This is a genomic window from Bacillus sp. 7705b (assembly GCF_002289525.1).
GTDB lineage: Bacteria > Bacillota > Bacilli > Bacillales > Bacillaceae > Bacillus > Bacillus halotolerans.
In genome coordinates, this window is the sequence record NZ_NSDH01000034.1 from 88,880 (window position 1) to 100,906 (window position 12,027).

Sequence of the window (12,027 nt, forward strand, 5' to 3'; positions counted from 1 at the left end):
CTGTGTTTTTTGCTGTTCAATTTTCAGGATGTAAATCGCATACAGAGACATCATAGCAGAAAGGACTATTACAAAATGTGAGAGCAGATGCGGATGTTTTATTGTTTTAATGAAAAATGAAATTAAAAGGGGAAGACATCGATGTATCATTCAATCAAACGTTTTTTGATTGGGAAACCGTTAAAATCACAAGCAGCGGGAGAACAAAAACTGACGAAATTAAAGGCGCTTGCCATGCTCTCCTCAGATGCTTTATCATCTGTCGCTTACGGAACGGAACAAATTCTTATCATATTGGCGGCGGTAAGCGCTGCTGCATTTTGGTATTCCGTTCCGATAGCGGTCGGCGTACTCATTTTGCTGCTCGCGCTGATTCTCTCATACAGGCAAATTATTTACGCTTATCCGCAGGGCGGCGGGGCGTATGTTGTATCAAAAGAAAACCTCGGCGAAAAGCCCGGGCTGATTGCAGGCGGTTCATTGCTTGTCGATTATATATTAACTGTAGCAGTAAGTATTTCCGCAGGGACGGACGCCATCACGTCGGCGTTCCCGGCACTGCATGATTACCATATACCGATTGCTGTTTTACTTGTTTTAGTGATTATGATTTTAAATCTGCGGGGGCTGTCAGAATCAGCATCGATTCTTGCTTACCCGGTCTATCTGTTTGTGGCGGCGCTTTTCATCCTGATTGCCGTCGGTCTTTTTAAGCTTATGACAGGACAAATTGATCAGCCAGTCCATCATACACCGATCGGCACACCGGTAGCCGGCATTACGCTGTTTTTGCTGCTTAAGGCTTTTTCATCCGGCTGTTCCGCGCTCACCGGAGTTGAAGCGATCTCCAACGCGATTCCAGCCTTCAAAAACCCGCCTGCGCGAAACGCGGCGAGAACGTTGGCTATGATGGGGATCTTGCTTGCGGTTCTGTTTGCCGGCATTACGGTACTTGCATACGGTTACGGGACGGCTCCGAAACCGAATGAAACGGTCATTTCACAAATCGCGTCGGATACCTTCGGCAGAAATGTGTTTTACTATGTCATTCAGGGTGTGACATCGTTAATTTTGGTCCTTGCGGCGAATACGGGCTTTTCAGCCTTCCCGCAGCTTGCCTTCAACTTGGCGAGAGACCAATACATGCCGCGCATGTTTACAGTAAGAGGCGACCGCTTAGGCTTCTCAAACGGGATTATCTTTTTAGGTGTTGCCTCAATTGTGCTGATTCTGTTATTTGGAGGGCAGACGGAGCACTTAATCCCGCTATACGCGGTCGGTGTGTTTATTCCATTTACCCTTTCACAAACAGGGATGTGCATCAAATGGATCAAACAAAAACCAAAAGGCTGGATTGGAAAAATGCTGATCAACGCCTGCGGCGCATTGATATCGTTTATGGTTCTGTCCATCCTGTTTGTCACGAAGTTTAATGTCGTATGGCCTGTTTTAATCTTTATGCCGATCGTCGTTTTTTTGTTTTTTGCGATTAAAAATCACTATACGGCTGTCGGTGAACAGCTTCGTATCGTAAACAAACAGCCGGAAGAAATCAAAGGTACGGTCGTGATTGTGCCTGTAGCCGGCGTCACAACCGTCGTGCAAAAATCCATTCAATATGCGAAATCACTGTCAGATCAGGTCATTGCCGTTCACGTGTCGTTTGACAGAGAACAGGAAAAGAAAGTGGAAAAACGCTGGGAAGAGCTGAATAATGGAGTGCGTCTCGTCACGCTTCACTCTTCGTACAGAAGCCTGGTCCATCCGTTTGATAAGTTTTTGGAAACTGTTGAAGCAAAAGCGAAGAAGAAACAGTTTTCTGTCATGGTGCTGTTCCCGCAATTTATCACAAAAAAACGCTGGCACACCATTCTGCACAACCAGTCAGCCTTCCTGCTCAGAGTCCGGCTGTTCTGGAAGAAGGACATAATCGTTGCCACATTGCCGTATCATTTTAAAAAGTAAGCAGCTCAGACCAAGGGACATCTCCTTGGTCTTTTTTAAATAAAGGGGAGATGGCGATGCATACGGAAGGGGCATTTGTCATAGTGATAAACACAAAACGGCAGATTCTGCTGGTCAAACGAAAAGACGTTCCTTTATGGGATTTGCCGGGCGGACGGGTTGAATCAGGAGAAACCCCGGAGGCAGCGGCGGTCCGGGAGGTAATGGAAGAAACGGGATATCTGATAGAGCTTTCCGGGAAATTGGGTGTCTATCAAAGACCTAAGTTTCAAGACGAACAGCATGTGTTTGCAGGGAACATAACAGGCGGACAAGCGATAGAAAACGGCATGGAAACGGCCGGGCTGAAGTGGTTTTCGCCGGAGCGATTGCCGCTTTTGATGGTGCCAAACCGGAAAATGCAAATCAGAGATTTTCTAAACGGCGCTGCGGGCATCCGGATTACCGTCAAGGACAACAGCTTTTTGGCGGCCCTAGACCTGTTCAGAAGGAAATACAGCAAGCGATAGTTGCCTCCGGGTTTTAAACGCCTCCCCCTGTGGTATTGAAAAAGGAAAAAGGAGGATACGGCATGGCACACAAAACAGCAGGACAAACAATGACAGAACTGCTTGAACATTGGGGAGTTGATCATGTTTACGGCATCCCCGGAGACAGCATTAACGAATTTATTGAGGAACTGAGACACGAAAGAAATCAATTGGAATTCATCCAAACCCGCCATGAAGAGGTGGCAGCGCTGGCAGCCGCGGCTGAGGCAAAACTCACCGGCAAGATCGGTGTCTGCCTGTCAATTGCAGGGCCGGGTGCGGTGCACTTATTGAACGGTTTATACGATGCAAAAGCGGACGGCGCCCCTGTGCTTGCGATTGCAGGTCAGGTTTCCTCAGGCGAAGTCGGGCGGGACTACTTTCAGGAGATTAAGCTTGAGCAAATGTTTGAAGACGTGGCAGTGTTTAACAGGGAGGTACATAGCGCGGAGTCACTGCCGGATCTGTTGAATCAGGCGATCCGCACTGCCTACAGCAAAAAAGGCGTTGCGGTATTAAGTGTGTCAGATGATTTGTTTGCGGAGAAAATCAAACGGGAACCCGTTTATACATCACCGTTGTATATTGAAGGGAATCTTGAACCGAAAAAAGAACAGCTTGTGACATGCGCGCAATATATTAACAATGCGAAAAAGCCGATCATTTTGGCGGGACAGGGAATGAAGAAGGCGAAGCGGGAGCTGCTGGAATTTGCGGATAAAGCAGCGGCGCCGATCGTCGTCACGCTCCCCGCAAAAGGCGTTGTTCCCGATAAGCACCCGCACTTTCTCGGCAACCTTGGACAGATTGGGACAAAGCCGGCCTATGAGGCAATGGAAGAATGCGATTTGTTAATTATGCTTGGCACCTCGTTCCCGTATCGTGATTACTTGCCGGAAGACACACCGGCCATCCAGCTTGATTCAGACCCGGCGAAAATCGGCAAACGCTATCCGGTAACAGCGGGGCTTGTCTGTGACTCGGCTCTCGGTCTGCGCGAATTGACGGAGTATATTGAACGGAAGGAAGACAGAAGATTCCTAAATGCCTGCACTGAACATATGCAGCATTGGTGGAATGAAATCGAAAAAGATGAAACTGAGGCGACAACACCGCTTAAACCTCAGCAGGTCATCGCACGTCTTCAGGAGGCAGCAGCGGAAGACGCGGTGCTGTCTGTAGATGTCGGCACTGTCACCGTCTGGATGGCACGGCATTTCAAAATGAACGTCAACCAGGATTTCATCGTTTCCAGCTGGCTTGCGACAATGGGATGCGGCCTGCCGGGAGCTATAGCGGCGAGCTTGTCTGAACCGGAGCGCCAAGCCATCGCAGTCTGCGGTGACGGGGGCTTTTCCATGGTCATGCAGGATCTCCCAACCGCAGTCAAATACAAGCTCCCGATTACTGTTGTCATTTTAAACAATGAAAATCTCGGCATGATTGAATATGAACAGCAGGTCAAAGGGAACATCGACTATGTCACAAAACTTCAGAATGTCGACTATGCCGCATTTGCAGAAAGCTGCGGAGCAAAAGGCATCAAAGTGACGAGAGCGGAAGAACTTGCACCGGCTTTCCATGAGGCGCTTCACTCCGATCAGCCGGTCGTTGTCGACGTCATGATCGGAAACGAACCGCCGCTGCCCGGCAAAATCACCTACGGACAGGCAAAAGGCTTCAGCAAATATATGCTGAAAAACTTCTTCGAAAACCAAAAAATTGAAATGCCGTCATTGAAACAAAGCTTAAAACGGTTATTCTAAAAAAACAGGGGCCCGTGAAGGCTCCTGTTTTTTGATTTTACGGAGGGTGAGTCATAAAATCGGTTGTTTGAACCTTTAAGATACTCGTATATTTATTGGGATCAGCAGGAATGATCTATGCAGCCTGTCATGATTTCGCCGTGCCCAAAACAGACACAAGGACAAATGCATCTTCTTTCAAAGCAGAAAGATCAGCGCATTTGTCCTTGTCTGTTTCATCTGTTTATTCTTATCAAATCTTACAAAATGAATGTCTTTATAAGCTTATTTCCCTTTTTTCGAAAGTCCGAAAAAGAAAGGAAAAGCAGAACCAACTAATAAAGTGCCAAATAAAAACATTCCGCCGATAAACACGTGAAAATTAGCGCCTCCGGCCGTAAAAGCCGTAATCAAGGAAATGATACTGAGCACCACCATGGCGATGCCGGGCGCGATTCGCATTTTTTTACCTGTTGATTTATAAGCGATAACAGAACATAAAATTCCGATAACAATTGGGACAATCCATAAATAAAACAGAATAAATACTGACATTATCAAAACTCCGATTTTTTCTTCTATCATAACAAATTTCTGTAAAAAATGATATCAATGAGCTTTTACCCTAAAACAAAAAACCGGCTCTTTCAGCCGGTTTTTTTCTAACGGAACGTATCGACGATCAAAAACACATTCAAAGCAACAATCAGCACAGCGATCAGCCAAGAAACCACTGTTACCCATTTGGCATTGATCAGTGAACCCATAATCCGCTTGTTGCTTGTGAACATAATAAGCGGGATTAAGGCAAAGGCAATGCCGAAGGAAAGAACCACCTGGCTCAGCACAAGAGCCGACGTCGGATTGACGCCTGATGCGATGATCAAGATCGGCGGAATGATTGTGATGAACCGCCGTACATACAGCGGGATGCGGTAGTTGATAAATCCCTGCATAATCACATCGCCTGAAAGTGTTCCGACAGACGAGCTGGACAGGCCTGCAACCAGCAGGCCGATCCCGAATAACGCGGCTGAAACAGGACTGACAAGATGACCGAACTGCTGAAACGCGACATCAAGGTCCTCGACAAACAGCCCGTTTTTGAAGAATAATGCGGCAGCCACAATCAGCATACTTGCATTAATAGCCCCTGCAATCAGCATCGCTATTAAAATATCAATAAATTCGAATCTGAAAATTTTCTTCCGTTCAGCATCTGTTTTGCCGACTACCCGCCGCTGTGTGAGGGCAGAGTGTAAATAAATGGCGTGCGGCATAACGGTTGCGCCGAGAATACCTGCTGCAAGAAGCACGCTGTCGGTGCCATGAAATGTCGGCACGAAAAGTCCTTTCATCACTGAGACGGCATCAGGCTTTGCAAAAAAGGTCTGCAGCGCAAAGGCGATGACCACTACAAACAGCATGCCGGCAATACCGGCTTCAAGTGAGCGATAACCGCGGCGCTGAAGCTCCAAAATCGCGAAAGAGCCGATCGCCGCAATAATAGACGCTTCGAGCATCGGGATGCCGAACAGCAAATACAGTCCCAATGCCGCTCCGATAAATTCCGCCAGATCAGTCGCGATAATGACGAGCTCGCCTTGAATCCATAAGCCGATAGAGACAGGCTTAGGAAATTCCTCACGAGCGACCTCAGGCAGGTTTTTGCCTGTCGCGATACCGAGTTTGGCGGAGAGTGATTGGATCAAGAGCGCCATGATATTAGAAAATAAAATCACCCATAGCAGCATATATCCATATTTAGAACCTGCTGATATATTTGTTGCGAAGTTACCGGGATCGATATAGGCAATGGCTGCAATAAACGCCGGGCCTAAAAAAGGCAGCAGTCCTCTGAATCCTCTGCTTTTCCCGTCAAGCGCATCTTGGACTGCTTTGGAACGGGGAGATTGCGCTGTGATGTCCTTATTCATCATGTACTCACCTGAATTCTAATTGTTTTTGCCATACAACAAAGAGTTTCCTTAAACCAAATTATTTTATCTACATCATATGACCATCACGATTTCTTGTCAACCAATGATGTTCAAAAATGATACTCAAATTTTTCCCTGTTATGTAACATGATATGTAGGGCATCTGATAAGGTCCATACATAAAAAGACATCGTTTCAGTATGAAACGATGCCTCCTGAATCATCTAATATCTAGGCTTCCTTGCGCAGTCCGCGGAATACGAGGCTCAGTAAGAATACGAAGATCGCTGCCCCGATAATTGCCGGAATAATGGCAAATCCTGCAAGGCTTGGTCCCCAAGTTCCGAGTAAGCCATGCCCGATCCATGCGCCGATCAGCCCTGCAATCATCGAACCGAAGATTCCTCCAGGCATGCGATTGCCGACGATGGCGCTTCCGATTAGTCCAATTAAGATAGCAATAACTAATGAAACCAAAAAGCTAAGCATCATATTCACCTCTCCTTAATGATTTATATATCAATTACCGTTCTAGACAGATCCGAAACGTACAAAAGCATATTTGGTTATGATCCTGTTTTTATCTTTCTCTGCACACTGCCGTCAGCCAAATGAACAATTACTTCTGTGCCTTTATGTTCCGCAATTTCCTTCGCCCGTTCAATCGCTTCCTTTTTCGTATCCTTGATTTCAGATACACGTTTGGCATCCTCAGCTTTGACGGCCCAGCCACTTTTATGTTTGATGACATGCTCCGCTTTATTCATTAGCTCAGGTCTGGCGTCATCGTTTGCCTCCTCATCGCGTTCTGTTTCATCATCATGTTTGAGGAAGTCGTCAATTTCCTTTTTTGAGGCGTTTTCCGCCCATTCCTTTGCTTTGCTCGTCGCAATCGGAATGGCGCGTCCGTCCTCATAGCCTTCATCAATCATGGCATTCGCAATTTCAATCGCCTTTTTCTTCACAGGCTTCTCGAGATTTTTCAGTGAAGCGGGGTAATCCTTCATAGACCAAGGCATATCCATCACTCCTTCTGCTTTTATAAAAATGGTACCCGCAGGTAGAAAATAAAAACGTTTTAGAGAAAAATGAAGGTATACTATATAGTAGAAAAACGGAAGGGAAGTGCGAGTTGGGTGACAACAGAACGAAAAGAAGACTTACATCAGCAATTAAAAGAAATAGAGAAATGGGAAAAGGAGCAGCAAAAAGTCTGGTTTTGGGAAAAACTCAGCCGTCTCCCGTTTCAGCTGCTGGACAAGCTGACGCCGGAATTCATCCAGAAAAAGATCGGCAAGCTTTTGGATGAGGTGGGCAGCTTTGTTCAAACTGGAGGACAGTACCTGACATCGGAAAAACAGATTATCAAAACGTTTCAAAAGAAACTCCCCGAGCAAACCTTTGAATCACTGGAGGACGTACAGAAAGCGCCTCTGGCTATTATGGATGATGTTGCTGAAGCGATGGGCAAAAACCGAATCAACGCTGCAACCGTTCAGGGAGCAACCACGGGTGTGGGCGGCGTATTTACTCTGGCGGCAGACATTCCGGCTGTGCTCGGTTTATCATTAAAAACACTGCAGGATATCGCAGTGACCTATGGCTATGATCCAAAGGAGAAAAAAGAGCGGGTCTTCATCGTAAAATGTTTGCAGCTTACTTCAGCAGATGTTGTCGGTAAAAAATCCATTCTGAGAGAATTAAAAGATTATGATCAGGACCGTACATATAAGAATGTCGCTTCCCAAATCCAAGGCTGGAGGGAAGTGGTTTTAGGCTACCGTGACACCTTTGGCTGGAAAAAGCTTTTTCAAATGGTGCCGGTCGCGGGGATGGTCTTTGGCGCGGCAGCCAATCGCTCGACCTTAAATGACATTACCGAAACAGGCATGATGCTCTATAAAAAGCGGCGCATCCTCGAGCGGCTCATAGAAACAGAACAGAATCATGAATAGAAGAAAAGCAGACGGGCACCGCATTCCGTCTGCTTTTTCAGTTAAAACACACTCAATGTGTTTTGTTTGTTTAAAAGAAATGACAGCGGGAATACAACAACCAACACCAATTAAAGGAGGAATTCAAAATGGCACAAGATAACAAAATGAGCAGAGAAGAAGCAGGTAGAAAAGGCGGAGAAACGACTAGCAAAAACCATGATAAAGAATTCTATCAAGAGATTGGTCAAAAAGGCGGAGAAGCCACTAGCAAAAACCATGACAAAGAATTCTATCAGGAAATCGGCGAAAAAGGCGGAGAAGCCACTAGCAAGAACCATGACAAAGAGTTCTATCAAGAAATCGGTGAAAAAGGCGGAGAAGCCACTAGCGAAAATCATGATAAAGAATTCTATCAAGAAATCGGCCGTAAAGGCGGAGAAGCGACAAGCAAAAATCATGATAAGGAATTCTATCAAGAAATTGGCTCAAAAGGCGGAAACGCCCGCGACAACGACTAACTAAGTAAAGCATAAAAGGCAGACAACCTGTAGATAAAAAGCGATCCGGCGCAGCAGCTGGATCGCTTTTTATGATGAAATGGAAAAAAATATACCTTCCCAATGACGCTTCTGCGGTAAAATAGGTGAAAAAGGAGTTTTCACTTATGCCTGAGATGCAAAACCTGCTGGCCATTGCAAATGAAGTCAAAGAAAAACACGCTAATTTCTCCATTTCAGAGGTCAATGACCATTGTGTACGGCTCGCTGTGTTTACAGGAGAATACGACTGGCACCATCACCCTGACTCAGATGAATTATTTATCGTTCTTGAAGGGGAGCTGCTTATTGATTTTAAGGATCAAGAAACCGCGGTGTTAAAAGCGAATGACAGCCTGCTTGTCCCAAAAGGCACCATACACCGCACACGCTCTTACGTCAGGACCGTGAATCTCTGCGTCGAGCACATTCATGCGGAAACGGTCATAACAGAGGAATCAAAATGCTGATCAAAAAGATTGTATGTGGGGTGGACGCGGCAAACGCTGAAGCATTTTCAAACGCGCAGTCACAGTGGGGAGCATTATCACATGTAAATGGCTTCATCAAACAGACCGGCGGATGGCGGAAAACAGCGGATGGGCTGTTCACCGCAGAAATCACCAGCGTTTGGGAGAACAGAGAAGCTTATGATGCTTTTATGGAGAACGAACACGACATCATCTATAAAGAAATCGAGCAAAAGGGCACGATTCTCTCTATTGAAGTGACGCTGTCTCAGGTGGATGCAGAGGAGGCCGTTTGTTTATTTGACAGCAGGGACATTGAATACGAGCCTGGATGGACTGTGGCAAAAGCTTAGTGAAGAGAAGTCGTCCTAAAAAAGATGATTAGCTGATTTTATCACTCATAATAACAATAAAGATATTCTCCTGTTATTGATTGAATTAGAATGAAGAAAATGGCATTCAATTGTGAAATCAGGGGGATTGATTGAGATGACTTTTCATTTTAATGAAATTGATCATATTCAGCTTGCGGCTCCTAAAGGCTGTGAAACTATTGCAAGACAATTTTACGGCGGCATATTAGGCTTTCGGGAAATTGAAAAACCTGATGATTTAAAAGCTAGGGGCGGAGTCTGGTTCACTTTTGGGAATAGACAATTGCATATCGGGATAGAAGAACCTTTTGTCCCCGCTAAAAAAGCACACCCTGCCTTTGAGGTTATGAATATAGAAGGTTTAAAAGAACATTTGAAATGCAATGGAATTGGAATAGTTGAGGACAATAAACTTCCGGGAGCGGACAGATTCTATATTTCAGATCCATTTGGCAATCGTCTGGAGATGCTTGAGCGGCAGAAAACGCACAAAAAAAGATAGATCACCGCTGGAGTGATCTATCCTTTTTATGATAGCCTCTTACTCACGCCCAGGAAGCGTATTATGAACAAAAGGAGGAGCAGGCTTCAATTCCGGCTTTTCTCCAAAAGCTTTTGCTTCGTTCACATATTCAAACGCTTCTCCGTCCGGGGCTTTCTCCTTCAGCCAGTTTTGCTCGGCGCTTTCTTCACCTTCAGAGAAATTGATAAGCTGATGAGAGAATTCCTGTTTCTCGAGCGCTTTCGGGAATGTACCCGGGACAACCGGACCTTCCTGTGCTTCTAATTCTTTAATAGCGGCCAGCCATTGGTTTTGGTGCATTGTGTCACGCGCTAGCAGGAAGCTGAGCATGTCCTTGACGCCTTTGTCATCCGTCATTTCAAACAGGCGTGCAACCTGCAGACGGCCTTGTGATTCCGCATTCAGATTGGCGCGGAAGTCTGCCAGCAGGTTTCCGCTCGCTACGATGTAGCCTCCGCTCCATGGTACGCCTGTACTGCTTTCCGGCATGGCGCCTAGTCCTGATACAATGGCATGGTGAGGGTTCATGCCTCCCATGATGGAACCGATGACTGGATCATCAGCCGCTTTTTCCTGTTCATCAAGCGGGGCATCCTCAAGAAGTCTGGCGATCATGGTAGCGATCATTTCAACGTGCCCGATTTCTTCAGTTGCCGTATCCATCAGCAAATCCTTGTATTTTTCATTTCCTCTTGTATTCCAGCCTTGAAATAAGTACTGCATGGCAACTGAAATTTCTCCGAATTGCCCGCCTAAAATTTCTTGCATTTTTTTAGCGAATAATGGATCTGGACGATCTGGCTTAGCAGGATGCTGCAGCTTTTTCGTATGCTTAAACATGTTCCCATCTCCTTTTTCGTTTATCTCTTTTTATATTTCCGATCGTTTGAAAGATAAACGAAAAGCAGCGTATCGAGATGGGGATTACGAATCCTTTCGCAGCTCCAAAAGCTCCTGAATCAGCTTCCGGCCGAAGATAGGCTCGTACTGCCGGTAAACAGGATCAAGGCGCTTCATCCAATCTTTTTTCTCTTTATCTGACAGCTCGTAGATTTTAATAGAAGAATGTTTTTTGATTTCTTCCAGCTGCTCCTTGTTCATTTTTTCGGCATACGTTTCATTCCACTCCGTTGTTTCCTTCATCGCTTCAGTCAAAATACGTCTTGTTTCCGGTGTTTGCGCGTTCCAGAAATGCTCATCAGTCATGACAGCATAGCCGAGATAACCGTGGCTGCTTATTGTCAAATAGTCTTGAACATTATAAAATTTTTTAGAATAGATGTTTGAGATTGTGTTTTCCTCGCCGTCTACTATATTGTTTTCTAACAGCTGAAAAGTAGAATTGAAAGATTCCTGGTGGGGTGCTGCACCAAGCAGCTTGAACTGGTCCTCTATTACATTACTTTGCATAATGCGCAGGTCTTGTCCCTTTAAATCATCCGGGGTTTTGACCGGGCCTTGATTCGTGGTGATTTGCTTAAAGCCGTTTGTCCAGTACGCCAGGCCCTTTAATTGGTTTTTCTTTAAAGAATCAAACAGCTGTGTTCCAATTGTTCCGTGCAGCCCTTTTTTAACGGCATCATAGTCTGTAAACGCATACGGAAGATCAAGAACTCCCCATTCAGGAGAGAGCATACCGAGCTTCGATGTGGAGGGGGCGATAAATTGTACGTCGCCATTTTGCAATGCTTCGATTTCTTCAATGTCCGAATACAGGCTTCCATTCGGGAACACTTCAATTTTCATTTTCCCGCCTGATTTCTCGTTTACGAGCTCGGCGAATTTGTTGGCGGCCAGCCCTTTTGGCGTGTTTTCAGCAACAACGTGGCTGAATTTGAATACGATTTGCTCCTGTAAGCCTTCCTGATCGTCATCATACACAATCTCCTCGCCGTTTGAACGGTCATGGAATCCGATAAATAAAGCGGTTGCAATTCCGGCGATCATCAGACCGAGACATGCAAACAAACTCTTCATGAAAAGCCCCCTCCCTTATGTTAAGAATAA

14 protein-coding genes are annotated in these 12,027 nt (G+C 45.7%); 8 read left to right on the forward strand and 6 right to left on the reverse strand.

From position 1 onward, the window contains the following. Positions 1-141 precede the first annotated feature (141 nt). From kimA to CJU60_RS14330, 3 genes are all read left to right on the forward strand, one after another. Positions 142-1,965, forward strand: coding sequence for a potassium transporter KimA (gene kimA / locus CJU60_RS14320; protein ID WP_095714109.1), 1,824 nt, complete (start codon positions 142-144; stop codon positions 1,963-1,965). A gap of 56 nt (positions 1,966-2,021) precedes the next feature. Beyond that, positions 2,022-2,474, forward strand: coding sequence for an NUDIX hydrolase (locus CJU60_RS14325; protein WP_095714110.1), 453 nt, complete (start codon positions 2,022-2,024; stop codon positions 2,472-2,474). Positions 2,475-2,536: 62 nt separating this feature from the next. Continuing rightward, positions 2,537-4,261: a pyruvate oxidase gene (locus CJU60_RS14330; protein ID WP_095714111.1), complete on the forward strand. Its 1,725-nt coding sequence runs from the start codon at positions 2,537-2,539 to the stop codon at positions 4,259-4,261. A gap of 264 nt (positions 4,262-4,525) precedes the next feature. Here the strand turns inward: CJU60_RS14330 and CJU60_RS14335 are convergent, their stop codons facing one another. The 4 genes from CJU60_RS14335 to CJU60_RS14350 form a co-directional block, all read right to left on the reverse strand. Beyond that, positions 4,526-4,795 carry a hypothetical protein gene (locus CJU60_RS14335; RefSeq protein ID WP_010333081.1) on the reverse strand — a complete coding sequence of 90 codons (270 nt, stop codon included), beginning with the start codon at positions 4,793-4,795 and terminating at the stop codon, positions 4,526-4,528. Between the two features lie 107 nt (positions 4,796-4,902). Continuing rightward, positions 4,903-6,180 (reverse strand): Nramp family divalent metal transporter, encoded by a 1,278-nt coding sequence (locus CJU60_RS14340; RefSeq protein WP_049809886.1) that lies wholly within the window; start codon positions 6,178-6,180, stop codon positions 4,903-4,905. Positions 6,181-6,411: 231 nt separating this feature from the next. Then, positions 6,412-6,669, reverse strand: a complete 258-nt coding sequence (locus CJU60_RS14345) for a GlsB/YeaQ/YmgE family stress response membrane protein (protein WP_010333083.1) — start codon at positions 6,667-6,669, stop codon at positions 6,412-6,414. 77 nt (positions 6,670-6,746) lie between these two features. Next, positions 6,747-7,199: a DUF2188 domain-containing protein gene (locus CJU60_RS14350; protein ID WP_024120271.1), complete on the reverse strand. Its 453-nt coding sequence runs from the start codon at positions 7,197-7,199 to the stop codon at positions 6,747-6,749. A 117-nt stretch (positions 7,200-7,316) separates the two neighbouring features. On the opposite strand from CJU60_RS14350, the gene CJU60_RS14355 reads away from it, so the two are divergent. From CJU60_RS14355 to CJU60_RS14375, 5 genes are all read left to right on the forward strand, one after another. Beyond that, positions 7,317-8,135 carry an EcsC family protein gene (locus tag CJU60_RS14355; protein WP_095714112.1) on the forward strand — a complete coding sequence of 273 codons (819 nt, stop codon included), beginning with the start codon at positions 7,317-7,319 and terminating at the stop codon, positions 8,133-8,135. Between the two features lie 128 nt (positions 8,136-8,263). After that, positions 8,264-8,635: a glucose starvation-inducible protein GsiB gene (gene gsiB / locus CJU60_RS14360; protein WP_010333086.1), complete on the forward strand. Its 372-nt coding sequence runs from the start codon at positions 8,264-8,266 to the stop codon at positions 8,633-8,635. A 146-nt stretch (positions 8,636-8,781) separates the two neighbouring features. Then, the gene (locus CJU60_RS14365) at positions 8,782-9,123 is read left to right on the forward strand and encodes a cupin domain-containing protein (protein WP_095714113.1); all 342 of its coding nucleotides are present in this window, start codon (positions 8,782-8,784) and stop codon (positions 9,121-9,123) included. Continuing rightward, the gene (locus CJU60_RS14370; protein WP_095714114.1) at positions 9,117-9,476 is read left to right on the forward strand and encodes a YdbC family protein; all 360 of its coding nucleotides are present in this window, start codon (positions 9,117-9,119) and stop codon (positions 9,474-9,476) included. The genes CJU60_RS14365 and CJU60_RS14370 overlap by 7 nt, the downstream gene beginning before the upstream one ends. A 136-nt stretch (positions 9,477-9,612) precedes the next feature. Then, positions 9,613-9,999, forward strand: coding sequence for a VOC family protein (locus CJU60_RS14375; RefSeq protein WP_024120275.1), 387 nt, complete (start codon positions 9,613-9,615; stop codon positions 9,997-9,999). A gap of 39 nt (positions 10,000-10,038) precedes the next feature. Here CJU60_RS14375 and CJU60_RS14380 read toward each other — a convergent pair whose 3' ends face one another. Both CJU60_RS14380 and CJU60_RS14385 read right to left on the reverse strand, forming a co-directional pair. Beyond that, on the reverse strand, positions 10,039-10,860 hold the full coding sequence (locus CJU60_RS14380) for a manganese catalase (protein ID WP_024120276.1): 822 nt from the start codon (positions 10,858-10,860) through the stop codon (positions 10,039-10,041). Between the two features lie 84 nt (positions 10,861-10,944). Then, a complete protein-coding gene (locus CJU60_RS14385) occupies positions 10,945-11,997 on the reverse strand; it encodes a TRAP transporter substrate-binding protein (RefSeq protein ID WP_095714115.1) in 1,053 nt (350 codons plus the stop codon). Positions 11,998-12,027: the final 30 nt, after the last annotated feature.

Excerpts from the sequence above, each read along its gene's own strand:
- CJU60_RS14330 (WP_095714111.1), top strand. The coding sequence starts at position 2,537 with ATGGCACACAAAACAGCAGGACAAACAATGACAGAACTGCTTGAACAT.
- gsiB (WP_010333086.1), top strand. The coding sequence starts at position 8,264 with ATGGCACAAGATAACAAAATGAGCAGAGAAGAAGCAGGTAGAAAAGGC.
- kimA (WP_095714109.1), top strand. The coding sequence starts at position 142 with ATGTATCATTCAATCAAACGTTTTTTGATTGGGAAACCGTTAAAATCA.
- CJU60_RS14380 (WP_024120276.1), bottom strand. The coding sequence starts at position 10,860 with ATGTTTAAGCATACGAAAAAGCTGCAGCATCCTGCTAAGCCAGATCGT.
- CJU60_RS14365 (WP_095714113.1), top strand. The coding sequence starts at position 8,782 with ATGCCTGAGATGCAAAACCTGCTGGCCATTGCAAATGAAGTCAAAGAA.
- CJU60_RS14335 (WP_010333081.1), bottom strand. The coding sequence starts at position 4,795 with ATGTCAGTATTTATTCTGTTTTATTTATGGATTGTCCCAATTGTTATC.
- CJU60_RS14370 (WP_095714114.1), top strand. The coding sequence starts at position 9,117 with ATGCTGATCAAAAAGATTGTATGTGGGGTGGACGCGGCAAACGCTGAA.
- CJU60_RS14325 (WP_095714110.1), top strand. The coding sequence starts at position 2,022 with ATGCATACGGAAGGGGCATTTGTCATAGTGATAAACACAAAACGGCAG.
- CJU60_RS14385 (WP_095714115.1), bottom strand. The coding sequence starts at position 11,997 with ATGAAGAGTTTGTTTGCATGTCTCGGTCTGATGATCGCCGGAATTGCA.
- CJU60_RS14375 (WP_024120275.1), top strand. The coding sequence starts at position 9,613 with ATGACTTTTCATTTTAATGAAATTGATCATATTCAGCTTGCGGCTCCT.
- CJU60_RS14345 (WP_010333083.1), bottom strand. The coding sequence starts at position 6,669 with ATGCTTAGCTTTTTGGTTTCATTAGTTATTGCTATCTTAATTGGACTA.
- CJU60_RS14340 (WP_049809886.1), bottom strand. The coding sequence starts at position 6,180 with ATGATGAATAAGGACATCACAGCGCAATCTCCCCGTTCCAAAGCAGTC.
- CJU60_RS14350 (WP_024120271.1), bottom strand. The coding sequence starts at position 7,199 with ATGCCTTGGTCTATGAAGGATTACCCCGCTTCACTGAAAAATCTCGAG.